The 24,981-nt window shown below is 38.0% G+C and carries 26 protein-coding genes and 2 pseudogenes; 7 read left to right on the forward strand and 21 right to left on the reverse strand.

The window, feature by feature from the left end:
- Window positions 1–289: hypothetical protein (locus IQ226_RS25295; protein ID WP_228039572.1), on the forward strand; the 289-nt coding region annotated here is incomplete at its 5' end.
- A 78-nt stretch (window positions 290–367) separates the two neighbouring features.
- On the opposite strand, the gene IQ226_RS20410 is transcribed toward IQ226_RS25295, so the two are convergent.
- Entirely contained in the window at window positions 368–853 is a 486-nt protein-coding gene (locus tag IQ226_RS20410; RefSeq protein WP_193898406.1) for a DUF4168 domain-containing protein, read from the reverse strand.
- 107 nt (window positions 854–960) lie between these two features.
- On the reverse strand, window positions 961–1,947 hold the full coding sequence (gene holA / locus IQ226_RS20415; RefSeq protein ID WP_193898408.1) for a DNA polymerase III subunit delta: 987 nt from the start codon (window positions 1,945–1,947) through the stop codon (window positions 961–963).
- Window positions 1,948–2,033: 86 nt separating this feature from the next.
- On the opposite strand from holA, the gene IQ226_RS20420 reads away from it, so the two are divergent.
- Window positions 2,034–2,819: a DUF1868 domain-containing protein gene (locus IQ226_RS20420; RefSeq protein ID WP_193898410.1), complete on the forward strand. Its 786-nt coding sequence runs from the start codon at window positions 2,034–2,036 to the stop codon at window positions 2,817–2,819.
- A gap of 36 nt (window positions 2,820–2,855) precedes the next feature.
- Here IQ226_RS20420 and IQ226_RS25300 read toward each other — a convergent pair.
- The 3 genes and pseudogenes from IQ226_RS25300 to IQ226_RS20435 all read right to left on the reverse strand — a co-directional run.
- Window positions 2,856–3,206, reverse strand: a pseudogene (locus tag IQ226_RS25300) (IS4 family transposase); the annotation flags it as partial.
- Between the two features lie 154 nt (window positions 3,207–3,360).
- The gene (locus IQ226_RS20430; protein WP_193898413.1) at window positions 3,361–4,137 is read right to left on the reverse strand and encodes an RDD family protein; all 777 of its coding nucleotides are present in this window, start codon (window positions 4,135–4,137) and stop codon (window positions 3,361–3,363) included.
- Between the two features lie 9 nt (window positions 4,138–4,146).
- Window positions 4,147–4,998 (reverse strand): DUF975 domain-containing protein, encoded by an 852-nt coding sequence (locus IQ226_RS20435; protein ID WP_193898415.1) that lies wholly within the window; start codon window positions 4,996–4,998, stop codon window positions 4,147–4,149.
- Window positions 4,999–5,077: 79 nt separating this feature from the next.
- Between IQ226_RS20435 and IQ226_RS20440 the strand changes: the two genes are divergently transcribed.
- Entirely contained in the window at window positions 5,078–6,034 is a 957-nt protein-coding gene (locus tag IQ226_RS20440; RefSeq protein WP_193898417.1) for a stage II sporulation protein M, read from the forward strand.
- Window positions 6,035–6,134: 100 nt separating this feature from the next.
- On the opposite strand, the gene IQ226_RS20445 is transcribed toward IQ226_RS20440, so the two are convergent.
- The 5 genes from IQ226_RS20445 to IQ226_RS20465 all read right to left on the reverse strand — a co-directional run bounded on the left by IQ226_RS20445 (window position 6,135) and on the right by IQ226_RS20465 (window position 10,839).
- Entirely contained in the window at window positions 6,135–7,454 is a 1,320-nt protein-coding gene (locus IQ226_RS20445; protein WP_193898419.1) for a DUF58 domain-containing protein, read from the reverse strand.
- A 79-nt stretch (window positions 7,455–7,533) separates the two neighbouring features.
- Window positions 7,534–7,731, reverse strand: a complete 198-nt coding sequence (locus IQ226_RS20450; RefSeq protein ID WP_193898422.1) for a hypothetical protein — start codon at window positions 7,729–7,731, stop codon at window positions 7,534–7,536.
- 204 nt (window positions 7,732–7,935) lie between these two features.
- On the reverse strand, window positions 7,936–8,889 hold the full coding sequence (locus tag IQ226_RS20455) for a MoxR family ATPase (RefSeq protein WP_193898424.1): 954 nt from the start codon (window positions 8,887–8,889) through the stop codon (window positions 7,936–7,938).
- A 156-nt stretch (window positions 8,890–9,045) separates the two neighbouring features.
- Window positions 9,046–10,119: a DUF4350 domain-containing protein gene (locus tag IQ226_RS20460; RefSeq protein ID WP_193898426.1), complete on the reverse strand. Its 1,074-nt coding sequence runs from the start codon at window positions 10,117–10,119 to the stop codon at window positions 9,046–9,048.
- A 105-nt stretch (window positions 10,120–10,224) separates the two neighbouring features.
- Complete coding sequence (locus tag IQ226_RS20465) at window positions 10,225–10,839, reverse strand: DUF4129 domain-containing protein (protein ID WP_193898428.1); 615 nt, start codon at window positions 10,837–10,839, stop codon at window positions 10,225–10,227.
- A 159-nt stretch (window positions 10,840–10,998) separates the two neighbouring features.
- Between IQ226_RS20465 and IQ226_RS20470 the strand changes: the two genes are divergently transcribed.
- Window positions 10,999–11,460 carry an NADAR family protein gene (locus IQ226_RS20470; protein WP_193898430.1) on the forward strand — a complete coding sequence of 154 codons (462 nt, stop codon included), beginning with the start codon at window positions 10,999–11,001 and terminating at the stop codon, window positions 11,458–11,460.
- A gap of 200 nt (window positions 11,461–11,660) precedes the next feature.
- Here the strand turns inward: IQ226_RS20470 and IQ226_RS20475 are convergent, their stop codons facing one another.
- The 8 genes and pseudogenes from IQ226_RS20475 to IQ226_RS20505 all read right to left on the reverse strand — a co-directional run bounded on the left by IQ226_RS20475 (window position 11,661) and on the right by IQ226_RS20505 (window position 18,691).
- Window positions 11,661–14,246 carry an adenylate/guanylate cyclase domain-containing protein gene (locus IQ226_RS20475; protein ID WP_193898438.1) on the reverse strand — a complete coding sequence of 862 codons (2,586 nt, stop codon included), beginning with the start codon at window positions 14,244–14,246 and terminating at the stop codon, window positions 11,661–11,663.
- A gap of 89 nt (window positions 14,247–14,335) precedes the next feature.
- Window positions 14,336–14,509 (reverse strand): hypothetical protein, encoded by a 174-nt coding sequence (locus IQ226_RS20480; protein WP_193898440.1) that lies wholly within the window; start codon window positions 14,507–14,509, stop codon window positions 14,336–14,338.
- Window positions 14,510–14,759: 250 nt separating this feature from the next.
- The gene (locus IQ226_RS20485; RefSeq protein ID WP_193898442.1) at window positions 14,760–14,990 is read right to left on the reverse strand and encodes a hypothetical protein; all 231 of its coding nucleotides are present in this window, start codon (window positions 14,988–14,990) and stop codon (window positions 14,760–14,762) included.
- A 22-nt stretch (window positions 14,991–15,012) separates the two neighbouring features.
- The gene (locus tag IQ226_RS20490; protein WP_039200884.1) at window positions 15,013–15,285 is read right to left on the reverse strand and encodes a hypothetical protein; all 273 of its coding nucleotides are present in this window, start codon (window positions 15,283–15,285) and stop codon (window positions 15,013–15,015) included.
- Between the two features lie 15 nt (window positions 15,286–15,300).
- Window positions 15,301–15,477: pseudogene (locus tag IQ226_RS25680) on the reverse strand (ABC transporter permease subunit); the annotation flags it as partial.
- Between the two features lie 364 nt (window positions 15,478–15,841).
- Window positions 15,842–17,674, reverse strand: a complete 1,833-nt coding sequence (locus IQ226_RS20495; RefSeq protein ID WP_193898451.1) for a fimbria/pilus outer membrane usher protein — start codon at window positions 17,672–17,674, stop codon at window positions 15,842–15,844.
- Window positions 17,675–17,685: 11 nt separating this feature from the next.
- A complete protein-coding gene (locus tag IQ226_RS20500; RefSeq protein ID WP_193898453.1) occupies window positions 17,686–17,979 on the reverse strand; it encodes a hypothetical protein in 294 nt (97 codons plus the stop codon).
- Between the two features lie 226 nt (window positions 17,980–18,205).
- The gene (locus IQ226_RS20505) at window positions 18,206–18,691 is read right to left on the reverse strand and encodes a hypothetical protein (protein ID WP_193898455.1); all 486 of its coding nucleotides are present in this window, start codon (window positions 18,689–18,691) and stop codon (window positions 18,206–18,208) included.
- Window positions 18,692–19,909: 1,218 nt separating this feature from the next.
- Between IQ226_RS20505 and IQ226_RS20510 the strand changes: the two genes are divergently transcribed.
- Window positions 19,910–20,515 (forward strand): hypothetical protein, encoded by a 606-nt coding sequence (locus tag IQ226_RS20510; RefSeq protein WP_104385962.1) that lies wholly within the window; start codon window positions 19,910–19,912, stop codon window positions 20,513–20,515.
- 97 nt (window positions 20,516–20,612) lie between these two features.
- Here IQ226_RS20510 and IQ226_RS20515 read toward each other — a convergent pair whose 3' ends face one another.
- The 3 genes from IQ226_RS20515 to IQ226_RS20525 are packed head-to-tail and all read right to left on the reverse strand — an operon-like array spanning window position 20,613 to window position 22,373.
- Window positions 20,613–21,659 carry an ABC transporter permease gene (locus IQ226_RS20515; RefSeq protein ID WP_039200885.1) on the reverse strand — a complete coding sequence of 349 codons (1,047 nt, stop codon included), beginning with the start codon at window positions 21,657–21,659 and terminating at the stop codon, window positions 20,613–20,615.
- The gene (locus IQ226_RS20520; protein ID WP_193898457.1) at window positions 21,656–21,886 is read right to left on the reverse strand and encodes a hypothetical protein; all 231 of its coding nucleotides are present in this window, start codon (window positions 21,884–21,886) and stop codon (window positions 21,656–21,658) included. The genes IQ226_RS20515 and IQ226_RS20520 overlap by 4 nt, the downstream gene beginning before the upstream one ends.
- Window positions 21,855–22,373: an adenine phosphoribosyltransferase gene (locus IQ226_RS20525; protein ID WP_168644763.1), complete on the reverse strand. Its 519-nt coding sequence runs from the start codon at window positions 22,371–22,373 to the stop codon at window positions 21,855–21,857. The genes IQ226_RS20520 and IQ226_RS20525 overlap by 32 nt, the downstream gene beginning before the upstream one ends.
- 376 nt (window positions 22,374–22,749) lie before the next feature.
- Here IQ226_RS20525 and IQ226_RS20530 point away from each other — a divergent pair, with 376 nt between their 5' ends.
- Both IQ226_RS20530 and IQ226_RS20535 read left to right on the forward strand, forming a co-directional pair.
- Window positions 22,750–23,376: a DUF3038 domain-containing protein gene (locus IQ226_RS20530; RefSeq protein WP_193898459.1), complete on the forward strand. Its 627-nt coding sequence runs from the start codon at window positions 22,750–22,752 to the stop codon at window positions 23,374–23,376.
- Between the two features lie 10 nt (window positions 23,377–23,386).
- Window positions 23,387–24,793, forward strand: a complete 1,407-nt coding sequence (locus IQ226_RS20535) for a DUF4335 domain-containing protein (RefSeq protein WP_193898461.1) — start codon at window positions 23,387–23,389, stop codon at window positions 24,791–24,793.
- Window positions 24,794–24,981: the final 188 nt, after the last annotated feature.

Raw genomic sequence — 24,981 nt, forward strand, 5'->3', positions numbered from 1 at the left:
TTTGTTTCTTTCGAGTTTGTTGGCTCCGAAATTAGTTAAAATCTCGAATCCTCTGAAAATTATCTTAAAGACGAGGATTGGTTTAATCTATTCTTTCAAAGTATTATTTTTTCTCGGTTCAGTTGCCTGGGAGTTGTTTTTTTCTTTCGGCACTTATCTAACATATCAATCCTTCCTTTTTCTGTCAAGGGGGTTGGCAAATATTTTTTTAGGAAGTGGGTTGAAAATAGCTGAAAGCATTATGAAATTAAGTATTCAGGGTATTTTTGATTTATCGGATCGGCAATAATGTTATGGATATGGCAAAAAAACAAGAGTGATATTTTCTGCTTGATGCAGGTTAGAGAAAGAAGTAATTTGAGGTTATTTATTGGGAAGTTTTTGAGGGGGAATCCTTTTGTAAACGCAGTAATGTATTGTAAAGCTGTCGTTTTAAATTGCTGTTGTTTTGGATTTCTAGGGTAATTTTGTTAAATTGCTCGATGCTGAGACCACTATCCTCAACTATCTTTTGAGAATGGTTACAATAATTTATGGCAATATCCTTGGCTTTCCTTGGTAGCGTAATGAAACTTTTAGAATCATTACAGATCACTTGGGGAATGTCTTTGCTACCGATAAGGTTTTTAATTTCTTTAAATGCTTGCTGACGGGCTGGCTCCATGTTTAGTACAGATTTTGCGTAATTAGTTATGTCTGTATTATCAAGGTTTAAAGTTTGAGCAGCTACTTTGGAGTTGAGGGTAAAAGTCCCGGAAATCAGACTTGTACTGGTAATAGTTGCCAAAATCAAGGATTGATAGAGGGTTCTCAGCAACCGTTTGGTTAAATAAAGACTATAAGTTTTGAGCATATAACAGGTGACACAGAGGGAAAATAGGGAATACGATAATCGCTTTGAATTATTTTCTGAATTAGAAGTTCCAGTCAAGATTGAAATTGCATATTCTGATGGGGATATTAAGTGCGGCGACATATTTGACAAAGTTCGATGACTTTAGTTTGTAGTGTTGAGGTTTCGGATGCACCTTGCTTGAGGCTGGCTTCTAATTCCAATAGCAATGGTAAAGCAGAGATGAGTTGCTGTAGGGGGAGAGATTTGACTTCTTGCTGTAGGAAGTAGATGCGTTTGGGGTTAGAGATTTCAGCGGCTTGAGCGATCGCTTGGGGGTTGCGTTCACCACTGTCCATCATCATTTTGACTAATAACCAGGTGCGAAATTGACCAATGAGTGTGGCAACTATCCGTAAACCTGGTTCGGCGGCATTACTGAGATCACCTAAGATTCCTAAAGCTTTTGGGGTATCTCCTGTTCTGATGGCTGTTGCTAATTGTAAGGTATTTTGAGTAGTGTTTCTGACTAATTCAGATACTGTATTCACGTCTAAGGGTTTGTCGCTGCCTTGGCTGTAGAGGCGTAATTTCTCTAGTTCATTGTGGAGAAGACGGGTATCATTGCCTACGGATTCAGCTAATAGTTCGGCTACGAGGGGACTTATTTTTATGCCGACAGTTTGAGCGGTTTGTTGAACTGATTGGACTAAAAGTTCAGTTTTCCAAGGGGGGATGAGGGAAAATTCGGAAATTGTTGCAAATTGTTTGAGGAGTTTTGTACTTTTGAGGCGTTCATCTGGTTTGTTGCGGCTGGTTAATAGTAAGGTAGAGTCTGGAGGGATGACTTTAAGAGTGCGTTGTAATTCTGCAAGGATGTGGTCTGGACAATTTTGGCAGAGAGTGGTGTTGATGAGCCATAGGAAACGCCCACCAGCGCCGAATGGCGGTGTCATTGCTTGATTTAAAGCTTGGACGATAGAATCGGGTTGATCTGGGGGGAATGAGGTATAGTTAAAACTAGTCCACAGGGGATCAAGAATGCGATCGCGCAAAGTGACTACGGCTTTTTCCATCGCAAAATCATCTTCGCCCCAGTAAACATATATTGGCATGGTAATTTAATTAAAATTAAAAATTAATTTGGTCAAATTGAGTAAATCTCCCTACAATCTATCAAAAGAGCGCAAGGTGATCAAGATTGGACGACAACTACCAAACTTATTTAAATCGGGTAGCTCGCATGACGCTACCAGAAGCTTACAAAACCCAAATTCAGCATATTCAGGAATCTTCTAAATTCCGGGTTAATGCGGGAGTCAGAGAGGCTGCACCTTTTCCAGGCTATACACTGATTACCCCACCAGCACAAGAAGATGCAAACAACGCTGCTTTCTACCGTCAAATACAAGCCTATCAACAGCAATTATTAGAGCTACCCATTGCTAGTGGTTTGATTGTACCTGTTCCCCCTGCTAGTTTTCATGTGACGGTGGCAGACTTAATTTGGGATAGTGCTTTTCATCATGCTTGTACAAAAAATCCCCAATTTGCTGAAGATTTGAATTCTCAATTAGCTGAGAGGTTTCAAGAATATCAGAAATTGATGACAAAGGGATCACCTATATCTTGGCAAATGTTGGGGTTGATTGTCATGCCGAGGGCTGTAGGTGTGTGTTTAGTACCAAAAGATCAACGTTCCTATGAGGAAATTATTCAATTCCGACGAATAATTTATCAAAATCGCACATTAATGGGTTTAGGTATTGAGCAGCATTATAATTTTACTGCCCATGTGACATTGGGTTACTTTGGCGAAATTCCTCCAGAATTAAACCGAGTAAGCCTGAATACCATGTTTTGTGAGTTTAATCAATCATTGCCGTTGGATACCCCGGATTTTCTCATTAATAAGGTGGAATTACGAAAATTTGATAATATGACCCATTATTATCGTCAACCAGACTGGCCGAGTGTAAATTTTTAGGTCAATGGGGGTTTAGCATTCCTCATTGGTGTCAACTTAACGGTACAGCCCCCCAAGTTTTTCTCTGATTTGTTGTGTTTCTCGATGTCGTTTCCTGATAGCTTTGACTAAACCAAATAATTTTGCTCGTTGGACTAAATAGGTGACGATATCGGGATTCTCACCCCTTTCTACAGATTTAGCTACATAATATAGACTTCTAAAAACCATTTCTACTGATATTTTTTCTTTTGGCTGACCTAAAGCAACTGCTACGTCTGAAACTAATTGATTTAGTACCGCACAAAAAATTAAAGTCGCTACAATCTGAATTTGTACCCCATTACTGTGTCCTACCCAAAGATATGCTAATCCTAATAACCTTTTAGTTAGTAAAAATGCTTCTTCTTTGGCAATTTTTTCTACAACTTTTTATCCCACATTCCGCACTTCAAAAAGTAGTATACAAGGGTAAGACTCCAGCCAGCGTCAAGAAACTGGTGGAGGAAATGGCGCAGCAAAGAGAACAACAGTCAAAGAAACTAACAGAAGTCCTGACAGTTCATTCAGGTTGTTGATATGCAAGATAAACAGCTTCTAAAAATATATCTGAAGCAATATTTCCTGGCAGAATTTCTAAATTAATAATAGATTGAACCTGTTGAGTGAGTTTTAAAGAAAGTGCTGTCCTAGCTTTTGTTGACATTCCACTACGTCGGAGTAAATATTCTCGAATAATAGCAAAATCATCGGGTAATAAAGGTGATAAATCTGCCATTTCTTGTAACTGAATATGAAAAGATTTAGCTGCTTCAGAAATGGCTAAATTTGATGATCTCACAACTGTTTCTGCTTGAATTACAATTGTCCCAGCGGCTAAATCACCAATACGCTTTTCTCGATTACTAAAAGTAATTAAAAAAGCACCAATAAATAGGGATTCATCAAGAGGACGGAGTAAGGCTCGTAATGCTGATTGTTGTAAGCCCACAGGTCTACCATCATCGCGCACAACACGAATTTTAGCAATACTTTTACCGGGTGTTTGTCCGTGCCAAAGAGTTTCAAAAATGACAAAATAACCCGTATAAATAAAGAAAAAACTTAATAGAGATATGGCTATCAACCACAGTCCAAAATTAGAGCCAAAAATGCCAACTCCAAGATCAGTTACTTGCTGAAAAATAAACGACCATACTAAAGCCATTATTGCTAAAATAAAAGCTAAAATTAGGTAGTCAATCATTAATGCTAAAGCCCGACTACCAATTCCAGCGAGGGTAAATTCTATTTCTACACTTTCGGGTGTAGTAAATTTAATACGATTAAAAAGGTGCATTTTTTATATTTAAATATCGTGATCACGTAATTGTAAACCCAAACCTTCTCGACGACTTCTGAGGTCATAATAAATAACGGCTTTGACTGTTTGCCAAAAAGGTGCGATTAATGCTAAACCAGCAAGAGTCAGTCCAAGAATTAACAAGGAAAAAATTATTGAGAAACCAACATTTCCGTCTTTTAGTAAAGGTGTAAAAATCAACTGAATAATGCTAGTGATGATTTGTATAATAAATTGAATGGGAATAGTTATTAAAGCACCAACTAGAGAGATTAAAACTATTCTGCCGATATTTCCTTTAGTCAGTTCCCAGCTACGATTAATCGTGGAACTACCGTTAACATCATCCTCAATAGCTAGGGGAACATCTACTAAATAAAATCTAGTTCCTATCCAGACAATGCCTGAGAATATGATTATCATAACTACAAGCACTATTAAGATGAGAATAACTACATTAGCTGTATTTCCATCTTGTAATCCTCCTAGTAATGCTGCTGGTATACCTATTAGTAAACCACCAGTAAGCATAGATGCAAATGTAATTCCTAGACTAATGACAAGCATGAGGATCATATTGATAAAAAAGTCCCATAAGCGGGAATTGACAAATCGTTCACCTGATGAGACACTTTCCGGTTGGTTAACTAATTCGCCAAAGGCCAACCGAGAAATAAGGGCTGAAAGGGCATAAAATTTTACCCAACCGTAAATAGGAACTAGTAACCAAGCATACGCTTTAAAGGCTATGAAAAAATATTCTTTTAGATGAGAACGGTACAATCGCATTCCTGCACTGACAACACTACCTACACTCAACGGTTGAATAGGGTGAGGAGAATTAAAATTCCCAGACATGGTGTTAATTTTTTCCTAAAATACGGCAGTTACTCTGAAGTTATCTTAAGCTAATCTGTACTAAGTATTTAGAAATTTTATGAATATTCAACGTTGGATAGGAAGACGAGAGACTAATTGGCGGCGTTTAGATGCTTTATTGAAGAAGGTAGAACAAAAACGGTTAAAGTCTCTGGGTTCTACGGAAATTAGGGAATTGGCGAGTTTATATCGTTCTGTGGCTGCGGATTTAGCTAGGGCGCGAACTCAGCAGGTAGGTAAAACTTTAATTCAAAGTTTACAATCTTTGACGACTCGCGCCTATACACAAATTTACCAGGGTTCACGGCGACAGGAATGGCAAGCAGCGAAGGAGTTTTACTTGTGGGGTTTTCCTGAAGTGGTGCAGCAAACCTTCCTATACATTGCCACAGCCACCGCTATGTTTATTTTAGGTGGTTTAATTGCTTGGTGGTATGCTTGGCAAGATCCGAGTTTTATGTCGTTGATAGTACCGGAAAGATTAATTTCTTTGGTGCGAGATAAGGGTGAATTATGGATGGGTTCGATTGTGGGGATTGAACCGTTAGCTTCTAGTAATATTATGATGAATAATATTTCTGTGTCTTTTGGGGCTGTGGCTGGGGGAATTACGGCGGGTTTATATACGATTTATTTATTAGTATTCAATGGTTTGTTAATGGGCGCTATTGGTGCTTTAGTTGCTCAAAATAATCTGGCTTACCCGTTTTGGGCGTTTGTATTTCCTCATGGTGCTTTGGAATTACCTGCGATATTTTTTGCGGGAGGTTCAGGTTTGTTGCTGGCAAGAGCAATTTTATTTCCTGGTAAATATCGCCGCCGTGATGCGTTGAAATTTTACGGTTCTTTGGCTGTACAATTGGTTTTTGGGATTGTGCCGATATTGATTATTGCTGGTTTAATTGAGGGTTTTTTGTCTCCAAATCCGATTTTTCCAAATCCAATTAAATATTTGGTGGGGATGGGTTTGTTTGTGGTTTTGGTGCGGTATTGTAGTCGGAAGAAGAAAATATGAATGTCTCACGCAAAGGCGCAAAGGAAGAAATTCTAGTGTTTTACCAATGACTCCTGGGCGCAAGCCCTGCGCCCCTACCTCCATTAATTCCTGCAATATTTCAAAGCTGATTTCTGGCTTTAAGTTGTAAATATCTATCTACTAATTGTTCGGAAATTTGATTTGCTGGTGCGTCAAGAACTAATACTCCTTTTTGTTTTAATTGGGCAAATGCTAGTTGTCTTTGTGCTAATAAATCTAGAGCAACTGCGCGAATATAGGATTGTGTGGCATCTTCGGTAAATGTATGTGCTAAACTGTCAACTTGAGGATCTCGCAGGGTGACGCAAAAGGGTAAATAACGGGGTGCGAGTCTGGTAAGGGCTAGGAGAAGTTCGGAGGAAGCGGTGATATCAACTAAGTCGGTAATGATGACTATTAAAGCCCTGCGGGTTTGTTGTTTGACGACGTGGGTAACTGCACCTAAATAATCAGATTCTATTAATTCTGGTTGAATGGGGGTGAGTTTATCAATGAGTTGATTGAGATGATGTCGTCCTCGTTCTGGGGGTATCCACGTATGCAATTTGTTGTCAAATACACCAATACCAACGCGATCGCCTCTGTGCAATCCTGCTAATGCTAGGGATAATGTGGTATTTAAACCCCAGTCAAATCCTTGCAAACCTTGAATTTTTGCTGTCATTAATCTGCCACGATCTAGTAATATCAATAATGTTTGTTCTTGTTCTGGTTCTAAGACTCTAACGAGGGGTCCTGTGTTACCATAGGCACGTCTAGCAGTGGTTTTCCAATCAATAAAGCGTAAATCGTCACCGCTGCGGTAGTTTCGCAATTCTGCAAATTCTGTGCCTATACCCATTTGCCGAGTTTTGCGGATAGAACCTGATGATTGTAATGTCAGACGAATAGAGAGCGATCGCAATCCCACTAAATCAGGATATACTTTTACCTGTGTACTGTGGGGAATTTGCCAATCATGCCACACTAACCCCCACATTCCCAACTGTCGGACTTGGATATTTCCCCAAGAAAACTCTCCTCGTTGATTTGGGTAAACTGTGTAAGTTAATTCCTGGCTTTGATTAGCATTAATATTAGCTGTAACTGTGGTTGTAGAAACAGTAAATTCTTGTGGGTAATAATCGTGGATTTCAATAACTGCATCAATTTTCCCAGCTTTTACTTTTAAAATAACTGAATTATCTCTACCAATAGATAAACGTGATGGTAACTCGCGGGTAATTTCTATGCGGTTTGCTTTCATTCCCCAACCATCAATTACCATGAAGGTGAAAACCGTAAGATCAAATAAACAAGTTATGATTATGGTTTGATAAATTCCCAGAATCATAGATAAAATTGGGGAGATAAATATTCCCGCAATTAATAAAAAATAAACTTTTTTGGATGGAATCATATTATCAAGGATGAATTTATGAATACTGATTTCTGCGGTCAATTTTGTGACGAATTGCCACTAGACTATTAGGGAAATTTCAAAATGTTCCCTTAAATGCTGCATAACTCAGAGCTATAATAATTGGGAGAATAATAGAGATAGAAATAATCAGTCCGGTTTTGCCAAAATGAATTTTTTGCCCATCTGATTTCAAGAAGATAATTACAGATGCAGTTGCCATTAAAAGCCAAATTATTGCAAAGAGAATAAAGATAATAAATGCTGAATCATTCATGGTTTTTATTAACTATTCCTGTCTCTGTTAGGGAACGTAATTCTTGTGATGAGAGTCGTTTTAAACATGAGATTATCAATGAATTAAGTAGGTGAACACAATAAAACGAAACTGTGTAAAGAAATGTAAAATCGCCTAAACCCTCTTCACTCTTGCCTCTTGCCTTTTGCCTTGCCATAACGACAATTTTCAACGCCAACCTACTTATCTAGGAACTGGAACTTGATTGATTACTGCTGCAACTACCGCATCAATTTGTAAACCATCTAGCATTGCTTCCGGTTTCAATAATAAGCGATGACGCAATAAGGGTGAAGCCACTGATTTTACATCATCTGGAGTGACAAAATTCCTTCCTGATAACCAAGCTGCAGCTTGAGAAGTTTGCAACCAAGCACCAGCGGCGCGAGGAGATGCACCTAAAGCTAAATCAGGATATTGACGGGATTTTCTGACAATTTCTAATAAATAATCAACTATTGCTTCTGATACCTGAACTTGTTTTACAGCTTGTCTAGCTTGCAAAATATCAATTACTGTAGTGACAGGTTTTAAGTTAGCAATATCTGTACGTTTTGCAGTAAACCCAGACTGACGATTTAATAACATTTGCTTTTCGGCTGCTTGTTCTGGATAATCTACAACTAATTTAAACAAAAACCGATCTAATTGTGCTTCTGGCAAAGGATAAGTTCCTTCAAATTCTAAGGGATTTTGGGTAGCAATTACCCAAAATAAATCAGGTAATGGTAAACTTTCACCGTCGAGGGTAACTTGCATTTCTTCCATTGCTTCCAAAAGTGCAGCTTGGGTTTTTGGCGGAGTGCGGTTAATTTCATCGGCTAAAAGTATTTCTGTAAAAACGGGACCTTTTTTCAAAGTAAAATCGCGGGTATTTAAGTCAAAAATATTTGTCCCTGTAATATCTGACGGAAGAACATCTGGGGTTAGTTGAATACGACGAAAATCAGATTGGATTAATTGTGCCAATACTTTAACTAACAATGTTTTTCCTGTGCCAGGAACTCCTTCTAAAATAATATGTCCACCTGCTAATAAAGCAATTAATGTCTGTTTAATCAAAGTAGGTTGTCCAACAACTATTTGATTAATTGCTTTTCCCAGGTTAATTAAAATCGAATTATTAGTTTCACTCATATTTATCAATCACTCACAAAAAAAAGGAATAAAAAAAGATTTCGAGAAATATCATATTCATCAAAAGACCCATACCAAATTTATCTAAAGCTGCACAGAATCATAATCATCCGTATTTATCTGCGTCTATTTGCGTTCATCTGCGTTTAATTATTTTCACAAATTACGCCATTTCTCTAACCAGCTTATCAGTTCTCGTTCACTTATTCGGCGTTTTTGTGATTGTAGTTGTAATACTGCATTAAGTTTTTCTGTATTATTCCCTGTTTGTTCTTCCCAGATTTTTAGTAAAACCTGATTGTCTACAGGAATTTGACTCAAACCCAAAGCTTTTTGCAGTTGTATTTGTTCTTCTTTCCCCAACATTTCCACGACAAAATCAGTAGATTCTGCTTTGTGGAGAACTCCCGCTAAAGCTTGAATATAAGCCTGACTATTATTTATGACGGGTATTTTTAAGTTTACTGGTTTACCAAAACGGCGATTTTCTGCCCAAATTAATGCCAATAATAGGACAATTAGCTGGATAAAGGCTGGTAATAGGGGAGTTTTGGCGAAATAATTGAATATACTATCTTCTCCTACTTTTTTCTGAATATCTTTATCTTTATAGCCATGTATATATTCATCTACAAATACTTTTTGACTATTTTTAGTAACTAAATCTGCTAATAATTTAAAATTACTGTCATTTTCTTGATAGGCATTAGCAGCTAAATATGGTGTTGTTACTAAAATTACTTTGCCTTTACCGGATTTTTTCTGCCAAATTATTGCTCCAAATTCGTCTCCTAATATGACTTGTTCTGCTTTTGAAGTATGATATCGGCGACGGGTATCAATCTTGATGTTTCCGAAGGGTGATTGCTGCTGTGTAGTAAATACTGCTGCTGTTACTGGTTGTTTAATTCCTAGAATTACGAGGTTATTGCCTTTTTTTACCCATTCTTCTTGTGCTGAATATATTTCTATTTCTTGAAGAGTGCTATTAATTTGTAATAAGGTAATAGGGCTTTTTGTGGTTGGTAAATCACTAAATGGTTTTTGCCAACGTTGAATACTGATATCTTGGTCTTGCATAAAGGCATACCACGCACCATAGCCATCAGGGCCGCGATTATAAGTAGAACCACTAGTTATTTGGGTATTGGGGGCTGCTATAGTGGTAAGTAAAATAATCACGGCTAAGACTATCGCACCTAACCAAGCAACGCGCTGATTGCGTTTCATGATTTATCTGAATTAATATGGAAATTATTGAACAGGAGTTAGGAGTCAGGAGTTAGAATGAATTCTGTGGGAGTGGCGGATGAATTATCTTCATAAAAAAGACTTTTACTCCTGATTACTGACTAGTGATTCCTGAATTTTCTTATAAGCTTGCCAACACTGTTGATAATTTTCTGCTAAAATCTCATGCTCACTAAAGCACAGTTGTTCATGGGTGGTGATTAATGTTTGATATGGTTGGAGGAGGGTGACGGAGGATTTGAGTAATTGCAAATATTCTCCGTCTGTGCGGCTGAGTTGTTGGCGAGCGATCGCTTGTTCATGTAATTGTTGTAACATTGCTAGATAAACACAACGACAGGCTTCGCTATAATTATACTGCCGTTGAAATTCCTGAGCTTGGCTTAATAATAGGGTAATGGATGTTTCTCTAGAATTGGCTTTGGTTCTAGAACCCCTAGCATTACTCACCGCATTTAGCCAAGTATAGAGATAAGGATTAAATTCTTGCCATAAGCGCCAACCTACCCATACCAAGAACAAACCCAATCCTGACCAAAATAGGATTGTTAGTAATTCATTTAACCAAGGACTGATGGACCAACCAGGAAAGGTTTTTTGAAATCTGGAAAATTGGTATTCTACCCATTCTCCTACCTGCTGTTGGAATAAGGAAAACTGCCACACCCAATTTGTTTGTTCAAAAGCATCTGTAGTCATAAAACAGCAGGATTTAACCTATTATTTATTTACATCATTACTGATTTTGCTAATGTTATAGCGGTATGTACTTGAATAAAGTCCAAAAATTAAGTCAAAAGCCTTACAGCACTCTTCCCGACTGGGCGCAGTCTCTGCGCCCCTACCTCCTCCAATAGCATGACTATTTACTTTTATCAGGTTTCCCAGCCATACGGGTGTTTTTCTAATTTTTCTCCTCACGGGATTGATATCGAAGGTACTTATTGGCCAACTGTTGAGCATTATTATCAAGGACAAAAGTTTGTTGGTAGTCCAGATGCCCCGATTATACCTTTAATCTTCGCTGCTGCTACTCCTGAACAAGCTGCTGCTTTAGGACGTTGTCCCTCTCGTTGTCTCCGTCCAGATTGGGAATTGGTGAAAACCCAAGTCATGCGGGTTGGGGTACTACAAAAATTTATCACTCATCCTGATATCAGGGAAATATTATTAATCACAGGTGATGAAATGCTCATAGAAAATTCGCCTACAGACTATTTTTGGGGATGTGGTGCAAATCATACAGGAGAAAATCACCTCGGTAAAATCCTCATGAGTGTGCGGGCGGAAATACGTAAGTCCTACCTGAGTTCGACATAAGATAATTTTTGGAAAACTGCCCCAAATATGAGTCTCAAACCCTGATGATCTCTTTGAAAAAATCATAACTCTGTTCCCGTAGCGTCTCCGAAGGAGAAACTCCTAACACCGAACTCAGGTAAGTCCTATGCTTTATAGGTGTTTTTAACAAAAAACCGGATATGAATATGCGGAGGGAATAAAAGTCAAATAGAAAATACTTATTTTTCTTTAAATGTCCACACACCTTCATCCCAATCAGCATTAGATGGGGGTGATTGTAACCAGTGCTGACAACGACTCATGTACAACATTGAGGCTTTATCCTGATTGTCAGCGGATAAGGCTCTTACAAACTCTGAAAGGGCTGAGGTAAATTGACGTTTGAGATAGTATTCACGCCCTTTGTGATAATGCTCAATTACTTCTAGTTTGGCACTATTAATAGTATCGTTACGCAAGCCGACTAATTCGTAAATGGCGACTGGTTCATTACGTCCTTTAACACGGATGTAATCTAGTTCTCTAGCCCAAACACTATCTTGGCAGATTTTATATGTATTGTCGCTGATAATAATATCACAACCATATTGTTTGCTGACGCTTTCTAATCGAGAACCGAGATTGACACCATCACCAATAGCGGTAAATTCCATGCGTTTACTAGAGCCGATATTACCACTAATTACGGTATCAGAATTAATGCCAACACCGATTTTAATAGCACATTCATTAGTTGTTTTGCGAAGTTCATTTAATTCTTGCAAACGACCACGCATTTCCAGAGATGTTTGCACTGCCATGATGGCGTGATCTGCTAAAGGTAGGGGAGAACCAAAAACAGCCATGATGGCATCACCGATATATTTATCAAGAGTGCCTTTATGTTTAAATACTGCGTCTACCATTGATTCAAAATATTCATTCAGCATTCTCACCACTTCTTCCGCTTCCATGTTTTCTGTGAGGGTGGTGTAGCCGCGAATATCTGAGAATAAGATGGTAACTTCTTTGCGATCGCCTCCCAATTTAGCATCATCTAATTTTAACAATTCTTCGGCTAATTCCTGAGTCATGTAACGGTACATTGTACTCTTTAGCCGCTTTTCATCACTAATATCTTCCATGACTACCAATGCGCCACAGACTTTATTTTCATCTTGGACATCGGCAATACTATTCAGTGATAAGTTAACGCTGTGTTGTTCTGTTCCTGTGGTTAATAAAGTCCGATCAGGATAATATTGCTGGCTGTCTTTGGAGTTATTGGACTGAAGCGTATTCTGAAACCACTTGCTAAAATCTCCCTCTCTAATGGCGACAATATCACTCACCATTTTGCCTTCTAAAGCTTCCTCTAAACCAAAACCTAGTAATTCTTTAGCACTTTCATTGGCTGTAATAATTACGCCATTTTGATCTGTCGAAATCACACCATTGGAAAGACTTCGCAAAATATCCCGCTGCATTTTTTCTTGTTGTTTCACTTTGGCAAACAACTGAGCATTTTGCAATGCTACCCCGGCTTGAATGTTAAATGCTTCCATAAATTCTTCATCGTTTTTATCAAAACTAGCTTGGAAGCAATCGGGAGCATTTGGCCAAGAGTTGGGATTATAAGCGGGGAAATCTCCAACTTTCTTTTTATTTACTAATTGGGTGACACCAATCAATTCTTGATCCCTATTAAATATTGGCATACACAGCAAACTACAGGTGCGGTAGCCATTACTTTGATCTATTTTTTGAGCCGTTCCTGAGTCAGAGTGCTGATATAAATCAAAGGGAATATTCAGTTTTTTGCCAGTGGCAGCTACAATACCAACAAAACCTTGTCCCATCGGTACACGCAATTCTTTAGCAATACCATCAGCTTGATAAATTTTTGTCCACAAATCATGGCGATCGCGGTCTATTAACCACAGTGTACTTCTGTCGGCGTTCATTAACTCCTTCGCTTCATTCATCACTCGTTTTAGGGTGTCTTCCAAATCAAGTCCGCTTTGACTTAGGGATTTAATTGCCTTCATTAATGCCGCTGCGGCTCTTTGTTTTTGTGTGGCAATATAGAAGGATCGAGATGATTCTAAAATCAGGCGAATTGAAGGGGCAAATTCAAGAAATAGATTTTCATCAAATTCGGTAAAGCCATTATTATCAATGCGTTCATTGAGGGGACTATCAATATCATGAATAGGTTTTAATTTATTTAATAATTGTACGACTGCCACTAATTTATCGTCTGTATTTAACAGTGGCAATGCTAACATTGTATAGGTGCGATAGCCATTTCTTTTATCTTGTTCTTGGGCAACTGCTGACCGGGGATCATCATAAAAATCAAAGGGAATATTTACCACCCGTTTAAAACTAGCAACTTCACCGGCAATACCTTTGTTGGCGGGAATCCGAATTTCTAAAGGGCTTTTATTTTTCCCTTCTGCTAAAATAGACCAAAGTTCTTGTTGTTCTTCATCTAATAAAAAGATTGTTGTTCGATCTGCTCCCAATAATTCCCCAGTTTTGAGAGTAATTGAATGGAGCATTTCCTGAAGGATTGCTTCAAAACCTTGATAATCCAACATGGATAAGGTTTGGTTAACAACCTGTAATTTTTGCTCAACTTCTTGAACTACTTGTTTAAAAGTTTCCTTAGTCAAGGGGGCGAGAAATTGGGAAATAGTTCCTTGTTGTGTAGTTAAAGAAACCACATTAGTAGAACTTTGTTGTCCCCTATTCTTTGGTTGAGGATTAACATCAATAATCATATCTGTGTTTACTTCATAATTTGGTTCATGCACTGACATAACTATCGTCCAATATGGTATGATTTAGAACTAAAAAATGGTCAATAATATTATTATTCAGATTTATATTAAAAATCAACGCTTGTACACTAAAATACACTAATTTGTCCATTGTTACGAATATAAAGAGAGCGATAGCGAAGCGCTCCGTAGGAATCGCCTGGATAATCCTGACTATTAGGACGAATTTCCAAAACCAATGTTCCAAAATTCGGTTTAGACACCACACCTTTTACATATCTTCCCCCATCATCCCAAAACATCAGAGAAAATTCCGTCAGTTCGTCCCCTCGCAGGTCAAATTGTAATTTTTGTCCCGGCTTTAAGAGGATGTTTGAAAAGTTTCCGGCGATTAGAAATCGCTACTACACAAACAAAGTCCACCTGCGTGGACTAACGAAAAATCAAGGCTTTTGAACCCACGTATCCCTTACGGGACCGAAGGAATAGGTGGGTTTCGTCTCTGTGGTTCCGCGACTTCTAGTCGCCCTTGCAAGTAATAAATTAGACTTTTCAAACACCCTCTAAGGTTGTTTGTCTTATTTCTGGTAACTGTTCTAATTTCACAGATCCATAACTGTGATTCACAACTTTCACCCGAATATATTGTCCTGGCGTAAAATGCAGGGGTATAGAACCACAACGAGAAGCACAAGTACCTGCTAATGTGGGCCTATAGTTAATTGGCATTAACAGCAAGGTTATCGTCAATGATGTAGTATAAATCGCTAATTTCATGTTCATACTTTTACTGCTTTGTTGATATTTAAATATGCTGTAAAAATTCAATTTCAGGTAATAAGGGATCATTGACAATTCCCACACCTGCAAAACCCCAACGTTTGAGCAAACTACCTATTTGGTTACTAGCAAGAGGTTCGACTGTCAAGCGGTTTGCTAAATCAGCAGCATGAGTATTTAGATAACTCATTGCCTCGAAATCTTCTTTAAACAATAATAAATATCCTGATGTATCATCATCAACGCGGGCTGTGAGATATTTACCATCACTTCTAGAACGAATAATATAATAAATCATTGGTAATGGGTAATGGGTAGTCAGTTGAGCAAAAAAGAGCAAAAATAAGACAGTGATAAAACTGGGAATACCTTGACCAGCATAACTGACTATTTGTAAAATCTGGTCAGTTCTACGATTTTGTTTTACAGCCGCGAGAATACCCAAAGGAATTGCGATCGCCCATCTGATAATTAAAGAACCTATACTAAGAGGGTGTTTGAAAAGTTATGGTTGATGTATCAAATATTTTTTACCCCTCCCTAACCCTCCCCTTGTAAAGGGGAGGGAACTGGATTTTTATTGTTTCCCCCCTTTACAAGCCCCTTTACAAGGGGAAAGGGGGGTAGTAATGTGATGAAAATTACGGGATACCACTTTTAAAACATCCTCTAAAACATTGTCTTAGAGGGTGTTTGGAAAGTTATGGTTGATGTATCAAATATTTTTTACCCCACCCTAACCCTCCCCTTGTAAAGGGGAGGGAACTGGATTTTTATTGTTTCCCCCCTTTACAAGGGGAAAGGGGGGTAGCAATGTGATGAAAATTACGGAATACCACTTTTCAAACATCCTCTTAAAAAAAGGAAGGAATTTTGACTGTACCAATATCATATATGCCCTTGACATCAGGTGGAATTGCAAAGGGAATCATGGCTGGAGGGTCAGTAAATAAGCGTATTTCATAGCGTCCTGGTTTTAAGCCCGAAGTAGCAAACTTACCTGAGCGATTGGTGAATATAGTAACTGGTTGCCAATTACGATCGCCCACAGCAACAATTTGTCCTGATCCTAAAGAAATAGGTTCACCATTAGCATTGAATAACTGTCCTCGCAAGAAAACAGTAGCGTCTGTTCCCACTTGCACTAATGTACCACTGTTATAACTTGGCAAAACTTTGACAACGCGATCGCCTACATCTATTCCTATAGGTAAATTAACTGTATCAATTATGAGATTAGAAATATTATAAGGACTTAAATTTGGCACTACACCAAATCCTAAATTATCAATGCGGGTGGTATAACCACCGGAAATAGGATTAATACCAATTTCTTGACCTTTAATACTGTTTTTGGGAACTACTAAAGCAAAACTATTATTAAGAGGACGTGACCACCCCAAATAACCATCAGCAAATACTAAAGCAGTACCAACATTGAATTTAGTTGTATTGGCCATGGTGTTATTTCCTTTTCTAGGAAAAACCGTATTATGAGATAAATCCCAAACAAAACGATAACCTGTATAAGATAATCGCCCGTTCAAATTATAACTTTTATCATTTTGGGTTAAACTTAAGGAAGGTTTTGGCGTGCCGATAGTTCGCAAGGGGTTATAATTCCAATTTAGACGATTGGTAGGTTCTCCCCTATTATTAATATTAGATGATGCTTGGATTGATTGACGTATTCGGGGTAAAGTCCAAGAAAAACTAATGTCAGCACGTTGTTCTTCAAAACCAGTCCGATCAATATTTTGACTGAGATTGAGATTCACATTTAACCCGTTGCGGAAACTCCTAGAAAGACCAAGAGAAACCCTATAAGTATTAGGAATATCTCGCCCAAATTGATATCTGGTACTAAAATTTCCTCTCATATTCCAGAATAATGTTTGACTATAATTAGCAGTAATATCATATAAAAAATTATTACGTGGGTTTGCTTCTCCTACTCTCATAAAATTCCGGCCTTTAGATTCTACAGTTAATCGAAAGGAACGTTGAGATGGATTATTTGCCCCAACTTGTAAGTATTCATAACGTAACTTACCAGCATAATCAATTCCTAATTCCTGATCGTGACTGAGAGCAATATCCCAGCCAAAATTACCATAATTAGTAGCCAAAACGCCTTCTAAACCGCCAAGTTGTTGATAGAAATCTGCTTGTAAATAACTGCCTAAAGTCAACTGATTAGTTATACCTAAACGGTGGGATAAAGTCAAAATCGGTTGAGTAAAATCATAAGTGCGATCGCCTGAACTATCAGCAGATGGAACACCCAAACTATAGGCAAATTGTTTTACTCCAGGTGCTAATAAATCCCCAGCTACCGGATTAGAAAAATTCAATCTTTGCACCTGACCCACATCATCTTTAATCACTAACTCTACATCATTAGTACCCCCATTCAAAGGTAAATCGCGGATATCTTGTTGTCCTGCTCGTAACAGTAAAGTCCGTTGTAATCTACCATTAACTAATACATCAACTAATGAATCTTTTTCTAAGAAAAATTCAAATTGGCTAATAGGTCGAGTGACTAAATAAGGTTGTAAACTAAAATTTTTAGCGACAGAAATTCCCAGTTGAGGCTGACTATTTTGATAACCTGTAATGGGAAGAGACAGATCCCCTACTACATAACGTAAAGCTTGTGCTGGTGCATCCCTAACTACTCGCAAATCTCCCCTAGTCAAAGCACACTTTGGGGTGGTAAGATCATTTGGGATGGATAAACTAAAAAATCATCATCAGCTTTTTCAGTGGTTTCTTCACCTTCTAAGCTGATTTTTCGTTTCATCATTGACAGTTCAACAGCGATTTGTTCTGAGGTATCATTAATAATTTTATAAGACTGGGTAGCACCTGCCCCTGCTGGTTCAAATACTTTAGAAATTGGCTCTAATTTAAAGGCTAGTGCTGGTGAAATGCTACTTAATACTACAAAAAAAATAAAGCTAAAAAAATGTCGAATTGAGATTTTCATGATTTAATTGTTATCAAATACAGTTAGATTAAATGTTTTTACCCCTCCCTAACCCTCCCCTTAGTAAGGTGAGGGAACTGGATTTTTATTGTTTCCCCAATTCAGGACTTACGCAAAAGGGAACGAAAGTAGGGGTAATACCCTTCGGGAAGCAAGCTACATGAATTACCCCTACGCAAGAATAAGGTTTTCAGTCACATCTTACGTAAGTCCTAAAATTAAAGGTTTAAATACCAGTGGAAACTGTTAAGGTTAAGGTATCACTGTATGTTCCTGCATCGGCATTATTCATGTTTGTAATCTCAATGTATAAGTCTGCATTACCATCGATATCCCTTGAGAAGTCGGTTGCAGTACTAAAACCATCGATTGGAGCTTCACTTTCATCACCAGTTATTTCAAGTTTGTATGGAATATCATTTCCATTACTATTTCTCAAGTTGCCGCCATTAATCGAGGATGCAGTTAGGGTTACATAAGATGTGTTAGTTGTAACACTAAAGTCAGCAATTTTTACAATCCCTCGTTGACTTGATAGGATGCTGTCGTATAAGCCAGCAGCTTCAGTTGTTGGGGTTAATGTAATGCTAGCTGTTGGAGGCACTGTGGCAGTAAGATCAATAGTACTAGTTGTCTCAGCAAACGCAGCAGATCCAAAACCAAGGGGACTAAGAATTAAGCTAGAAGCAATGAAAAAACGACGTAAAGACATTGTAACTCCTTATTTATCAGGACTAAAAACTACAGTAATTTAAGTCTAGAGGTGTTGACTTTAAATTGTCTTCCCACTTCTTTTTGTTAAGACTTATGCAACAGCGTAAATAAAACAACCATTCTCAATAACTACTAAAAAGCCTACGCCATATTATTTTTGACTCTTGACTTTTGACTTCCGCCTTGCGGTACTAGTCTTGTTATATTTTTAGTGGTTTTTTCTGTTGACAATCACATTATTTAATAAAAGATATCAATTATTAATAGCAATAATACTGATTTTTTTTTTTTTTTTGACATTACTAGAGTGCTAGGCTGTATCAGTACAAAAGACTTATCCAAAAAAGAAAGTACAAAATATTTGACGAATTACCCCTCGTGAATACTATTGCTTTATTTGTAAAAATAATTACTTTGTCCTATTTTTGAGGCTAATGATCATTAAGACAGGACTTACGCAACTGGCACATTGGCAAAGTCTGTCAGACTACATAGGGTTTGCTGAAAAAGTCTTTTCGTGAGGGCTAGGAGTCACCGAGTCACCGAGGAAGAATTAGGAGGAGATAAGAATAGTCTCGAATCTGAGAAAGTGATAGGTTTTTAATGGTTTCAATGCTTATTCCTTGCACCTAATTCACTTTTTTAAGCCTGAAACTCTTAATAAGTAGTCGTGCAAAATAAATTTTATATTTTGGAGAGGGAACAGGGAACAGGGAACAGGAAATAAGGAATACAGAGATTTTTCTTTTTTCCAAAAATGTTAAATTAATTTTGCTCAGGTACTTATATCTAGGTTTTTGGTTTCTTCAGCAAGCCCTAAATACAAGTAAGCAAAGGCACAAAATGTCAAACTTTACATTTGTCAATTTCATACCTGAGTTCGGCAATGCCAAAAATTGAAGTTATAATAGGCTGTGATCGCTATTTCTTGTAGTGCGGGCATCTTGCCCGCAAGAATTATACTGTTACGCAGCTAGATCCAATAATCCTAATATTGTTATTTCTTGTAGTGCGGACATCTTGCCCGCAAGAATTATACAAATTAAATGCACAACAGCTTATCCTATAAATTCTGAAATTCTTAGGACTTACGCATTTTAACGAAACCTAGGGGTTTGAGATTGCTTCCTTACGTCGCAATGACAGTATTTGAAGTAGGTTTTGCGTAAGTCCTAATTCTATCCTAAATCCTATAAATTCTGATTCAGATAAATTTATGACTCGTAAAAAAATATTATTAGAAAGTCAATCCTACACTTTTCGATCTTACTTTGAAATGCCCTATGAAGCTGATGAAATATTAGCAGAATTGGGCTATTCTTTAATAAGAAGACATATTGATTTACCTAAAAGTAATCATCCTTTACAAAGACTAGAAGAATTAAAACAACGAATTGAAGAATCTTTACCTTTAGTAAGTTTAAGTAGTGAAACAGCAAGACGAGAAACCCTAGTAGCACCAACATTATTAGAAGTTGCTCGCTATTGTCAATGTCAAGTGAGAATTGAATACCCATTGTCTGTAAATAACTGGTTAAAGGGTAATTTAGATTATTTTCTCAAACATAATCCTAGTTTATTGGTAGTTGAAGCTAAAAATGATGATTTAACACGAGGTTTTACACAACTTGCTGTAGAATTAATTGCTATTTCTCAAGTTGAAGAAGGAGATGTTTTTTATGGATGTGTTACCATTGGTGATGCTTGGCGTTTTGGAATATTAGAAAAAACCAATCAGCAAATTTTTCAGGATATTTCCTTGTATCGCATTCCTAATGATTTAGAAGATCTAATGAGAATTTTGGTAGGAATTTTGGCATAAACTAAATTTTCTAAGTTTACCCAATAAATTTGTTAAGACTCACATTAAGTTTTATGCAGGAAAGAGATTTTAAGAGACATTTTGTGTAAGTCCGGTTCTAATTCAAATCTTCTAACTTAATTCTCGGATCTGCTGCTTTTAAAATTAAGTCGGCAATTAAATTACCAACAATTAATAATACTGCACTCATTACTAAACTGGCCATGACTAAATATTGGTCTTTAGCTAAAACAGCTTGTAGGGTTAATTTTCCTAAACCTGGCCAATTGAAGAAATTTTCTGTAATGAATGCACCACCTAACAAACCTGCTAATTCAAAACCCAATAAAGTAATTAATGGGTTAATAGCATTTCGCAAAGCATGAACATAAATAACTCGATTTTCTGGAAGTCCTTTCGCGCGAGCAGTTTGAATATAATCTTGGCGTAAAACATCCAATAATTGACCACGCATAATCCGTTGTAAACCAGCAAAACTGGTAATACTTAAAGCAATTAATGGTAAAACTGAATGCCAAGCGATATCGAGAATTTTACCGAACCATGTCAAGTCCGCATGATCAATACTGGTCATATTACCCACTGGAAAAAGCGGGGTAGTCAGTTGAGCAAAAAATAGTAAAAATAAGACAGTGATAAAACTGGGAATACCTTGACCAGCATAACTAATTATTTGTAAAACTTGGTCAGTGCGGCGATTTTGTTTCACTGCGGCGAGAATCCCTAGAGGAATAGCGATCGCCCATGTTATAATTAGGGAAGCGATCGCTAACAACAATGTGGCTGGAACTCGTTCCCATAACAGCGACGACACAGAACGTTGATAAACAAAACTTGTGCCAAAATCACCTTTAGTGACGATTTGCTGCAACCAAAATCCAAACTGTTCTGGCCAAGATTTATCTAGACCAAATTGTTGTCTAATTTCCTCAATCCGTTCTGGGGAAATTTTCGGATTTTGTCGCAGGGTATCTACATAATCCCCTGGAGAAAACTTCATAATAAAAAATGACAAAGCCGACGCTAAAAAAATTGTCAATAGCGCCTGTAAAAGCCGTTTCATCACATAAATAAAAGTTTCATTCGTAACTGACCTAATTAGCCAGTCTCGACTTGTCTCCAAGGAAATTTTTGTATTTGTCATTTATGATTGGTAATTGGTAATTGGTAATTGGTAATTGGTGATTGGTGATTGGTAATTGGATAATTTTCTTCTTTCTTCTTTCTTCTTTCTTCTTTCTTCTTTCTTCTTCCTCCTGAACTCCTGAACTCCTGAACTCCTGAACTCCTGAACTCCTGACTCCTGACTCCTGACTCCTGACTCCTGACTCCTGACTGACTAATATTCAACCAGTGAAATAATAGGGACATCAGGTAAATGTTTCCGTCCTTGTAAATCTTGTAGTTCGATGATAAACCCAAACCCCACAAGTTCACAGTCAATCTTTTGTACCAACTTTGCTGTTGCACTGGCAGTACCACCAGTAGCAATTAAATCATCCACAATTAAAACCTTACAACCTGGTTTTAAAGCATCCTGATGTACTTCTAATGTATCCGTACCATATTCTAGTTGATATTCAATAGAGTGAACCGCTGCTGGTAATTTCCCTTTTTTGCGAACAGGAATAAAACCCGCACCCAATTTATAAGCCACAGGCGCACCAAAAATGAACCCCCGCGACTCCATGCCGATAATATAATCCACCTGAAGTTCAATTTCGGAACATTTTTGTGCTAAAAGGTCAATAGTGTATCGCAATCCCGCTGGGTCGCTTAATAGAGTAGTGACATCTCGAAATAAAATTCCCGGCTTAGGAAAATCTGGTATATCACGAATCAAAGATTTTAAATCCATATTTGTGAGTAGTTAGTGGTCAATCGAGAAACAAAGGGTAAGAGGCGAAAAATTTCCCCAATCCCTGCCAAATCCTACCCTATAATGTCATAACCTAGAGACTAGTGCCGCAATGCGGAAGTCAAAAGTCAAAAGTCAAAAGTCAAACCGAATACGGTACAGGCTTTCGGGATATTTATCATGGTTGATTTATTTACGCCATTGTGTACTAGTACCGCAAAGTGTAAGTCAAAAGTCGAAAATTAAAAGTCAAAAGTCAAAAATCAAAATTCATAGGTCGTCATGTATATAATTGAACTGCCATATCGCGCCAGCGATTAGCCATGAGAGGTTAATATCAATCACTTTATTGGAAACGCATAAGGTATTTTTTAGAATGAATGTCTCCGCTAGTATCCCATCTTTAAACAGCCCAAACGCCCAGGGAACGCCGATGATTTTGGATACTTTACCAGATCCAGCGATCGCCGGCCAAGTATGTCCAGCCAGAACTAGATTGCAAATAGACTTAATGTTACTAGCCATTGAAGCCCTAGAACTAGGCGGTTCTGAAGCTATTTTATCCTTTGCGGAAGAATTAGACCTCAAAGGAATTATCAAAAATCGGGTAAACTTATGGCGAATGAGAGGCTCTAACCCCATGAGGAGAGCGCATAGTCGCCGTCCCTTAGATATTTTAGAAGCCAAAGCTCTCGTAGTCATTGCTTGTTACATCGCTCGGCGGTTAACAGTCGTCATTCGCCAACTACTAACCATATATCAACAATTAGCCCAAAAACAGATTCCCCCAGAACAAAATTTAAGATTAGCTAATTACCTAGAAAGGTTTAGAACCCACTTTAGAAGTCGGATGAATTCCCGGCGTTCCGGTGTCCTAGCATTAACTTCTGATGAAAAATTAGATGAACTGGCTATAGACTTATTAGGAAAATTACTGTTCTGCACAGGTACGGCGGGAATGCAGCGATACTGGATTTCTCTTTTTGACGGTGAAGTGGAGTAGAGTAAATAAAATGAATATCCAACGTAAATATAGTTTACCTAATTGCACCCTGCTCCTAGAAGGGTTGAGTGACATGACACGGACAGCTAACTTTCAAGAACTCCGTCCCGAACTATCCATATTAGTGAATGCAGAATGCCATTTATCTAATTATGATCAACCTATAAGTGGAGGTAGGGAATTTTTTGAAAGCTTAGTTAGAGCGGTTAGTGCTTACGCTCAAGAAGTTTTAAGCAATATACCCAATCCCCAAGGCAAAAAATTTGAACATCAAAATTCAGAGTTAGTTGAATTACAAAAAATTGACAGCAACAGACACAGATTAATCGTTCACTCCGAAATCACAGCAGACAATCAAGGGGGAAATAACAACCCCGGACAACCGCTGCAAATCGTCCTCAACACAGTCCAATTATTTGATTTAGTTGAAGCTGTAGATCAGTTTTTTGCTGATAGCCAGACCTTACCAGAATTATCCCTAGAACTACACCCAGTTCATCGCAGTTATGGTGGTTCTAGTCAAATCTTGCTTAAACAAGCAATCCCCGCTACCGTCGGCGTGTCCAGCCTAGCCGTGGCCGCCGTAGCTTTTAGTTTAATTCCCGCACCCCAAATCCGTCCACCTCAAGTTAAACCAGAAATACAGTCCAGCACCTCCACACCCACACCCACAGCGTCAATTACACCCACCCCCACAACCACACCCACAGCATCAGAAACCCCCGTTACTAAGGATTTGGAAGCACTTTTAAAGACAGTTCCAGAAATAACAGATCCATCTCAATTACGGGTATTAAATCGCCAAGTTTACAATCAAATTCATCCAGCTTGGACAAATCGCTCAGAATTACCAGAGGATTTAGTTTATCGTTTAGGTGTGGCCGCCGATGGGAGTATTGTTGGTTATAAAGCAGTAAATCAGAAAGCTAGTGATGCAATAGAGAAAACACCACTACCTAAACTACTTTATAATCCTGCTAATCGCCTCCCTAATGAACCTATTGCTCAGTTCAAGGTCGTATTTACCCAAAAAGGGGTTCTAGAACTTAGTCCCTGGTTAGGATACGCTAAAACACCGGAAGTAACTGGCGAAAAAATTACTGATACCAGTAAAATCAAGGACTTAAATCAAAAGCTATATAGTACAATTCGTCAAAATTGGAGTGTTACTCCTACCTTTGCTAAGGATTTAAAATATCGAGTAGCGGTGAATAAGGAGGGCGTAATAGCTGACTATGAGCCACTTAATCAAGTTGCTTTTGATCATTTCCGAGAAACTCCTCTACCTCAGATGTTTCAGTCAGTTTATGGCTCAAATGTAGCTGCACCTGATAATAAACAACCTCTAGCTCATTTTCAGGTAGTGTTTACACCCAAGGGAGAATTAAAAGTCAATCCTTGGAAGGGATATAAATAATTGTCAGTTGTCAGTTGTTCGTTGTTCGTTGTCCGTGTGATTCGACTTTTCTCAGAATTAACCCTAATAGGTTGTCAGTTGTCCGTTGTCCGTTGTTCGTTGTCCGTTGTCCGTTGAAAAAATCTTCTCCCCTACCTCCCCTACCTCCCCAACTTCCCCAACTTCCCTTCCTCTTACCTTCTGACTCC

Source organism: Dolichospermum sp. LEGE 00240, assembly GCF_015207875.1.
Lineage (GTDB): Bacteria > Cyanobacteriota > Cyanobacteriia > Cyanobacteriales > Nostocaceae > Dolichospermum > Dolichospermum gracile.

Coding starts and splice junctions, on each gene's coding strand:
- IQ226_RS20410 (WP_193898406.1), bottom strand. CDS start 853: ATGCTCAAAACTTATAGTCTTTATTTAACCAAACGGTTGCTGAGAACC.
- holA (WP_193898408.1), bottom strand. CDS start 1,947: ATGCCAATATATGTTTACTGGGGCGAAGATGATTTTGCGATGGAAAAA.
- IQ226_RS20430 (WP_193898413.1), bottom strand. CDS start 4,137: ATGCACCTTTTTAATCGTATTAAATTTACTACACCCGAAAGTGTAGAA.
- IQ226_RS20435 (WP_193898415.1), bottom strand. CDS start 4,998: ATGTCTGGGAATTTTAATTCTCCTCACCCTATTCAACCGTTGAGTGTA.
- IQ226_RS20440 (WP_193898417.1), top strand. CDS start 5,078: ATGAATATTCAACGTTGGATAGGAAGACGAGAGACTAATTGGCGGCGT.
- IQ226_RS20445 (WP_193898419.1), bottom strand. CDS start 7,454: ATGATTCCATCCAAAAAAGTTTATTTTTTATTAATTGCGGGAATATTT.
- IQ226_RS20450 (WP_193898422.1), bottom strand. CDS start 7,731: ATGAATGATTCAGCATTTATTATCTTTATTCTCTTTGCAATAATTTGG.
- IQ226_RS20455 (WP_193898424.1), bottom strand. CDS start 8,889: ATGAGTGAAACTAATAATTCGATTTTAATTAACCTGGGAAAAGCAATT.
- IQ226_RS20460 (WP_193898426.1), bottom strand. CDS start 10,119: ATGAAACGCAATCAGCGCGTTGCTTGGTTAGGTGCGATAGTCTTAGCC.
- IQ226_RS20465 (WP_193898428.1), bottom strand. CDS start 10,839: ATGACTACAGATGCTTTTGAACAAACAAATTGGGTGTGGCAGTTTTCC.
- IQ226_RS20470 (WP_193898430.1), top strand. CDS start 10,999: ATGACTATTTACTTTTATCAGGTTTCCCAGCCATACGGGTGTTTTTCT.
- IQ226_RS20475 (WP_193898438.1), bottom strand. CDS start 14,246: ATGTCAGTGCATGAACCAAATTATGAAGTAAACACAGATATGATTATT.
- IQ226_RS20480 (WP_193898440.1), bottom strand. CDS start 14,509: ATGTTTTGGGATGATGGGGGAAGATATGTAAAAGGTGTGGTGTCTAAA.
- IQ226_RS20485 (WP_193898442.1), bottom strand. CDS start 14,990: ATGAACATGAAATTAGCGATTTATACTACATCATTGACGATAACCTTG.
- IQ226_RS20490 (WP_039200884.1), bottom strand. CDS start 15,285: ATGATTTATTATATTATTCGTTCTAGAAGTGATGGTAAATATCTCACA.
- IQ226_RS20500 (WP_193898453.1), bottom strand. CDS start 17,979: ATGAAAATCTCAATTCGACATTTTTTTAGCTTTATTTTTTTTGTAGTA.
- IQ226_RS20505 (WP_193898455.1), bottom strand. CDS start 18,691: ATGTCTTTACGTCGTTTTTTCATTGCTTCTAGCTTAATTCTTAGTCCC.
- IQ226_RS20510 (WP_104385962.1), top strand. CDS start 19,910: ATGACTCGTAAAAAAATATTATTAGAAAGTCAATCCTACACTTTTCGA.
- IQ226_RS20515 (WP_039200885.1), bottom strand. CDS start 21,659: ATGACAAATACAAAAATTTCCTTGGAGACAAGTCGAGACTGGCTAATT.
- IQ226_RS20520 (WP_193898457.1), bottom strand. CDS start 21,886: ATGTCCCTATTATTTCACTGGTTGAATATTAGTCAGTCAGGAGTCAGG.
- IQ226_RS20525 (WP_168644763.1), bottom strand. CDS start 22,373: ATGGATTTAAAATCTTTGATTCGTGATATACCAGATTTTCCTAAGCCG.
- IQ226_RS20530 (WP_193898459.1), top strand. CDS start 22,750: ATGAATGTCTCCGCTAGTATCCCATCTTTAAACAGCCCAAACGCCCAG.
- IQ226_RS20535 (WP_193898461.1), top strand. CDS start 23,387: ATGAATATCCAACGTAAATATAGTTTACCTAATTGCACCCTGCTCCTA.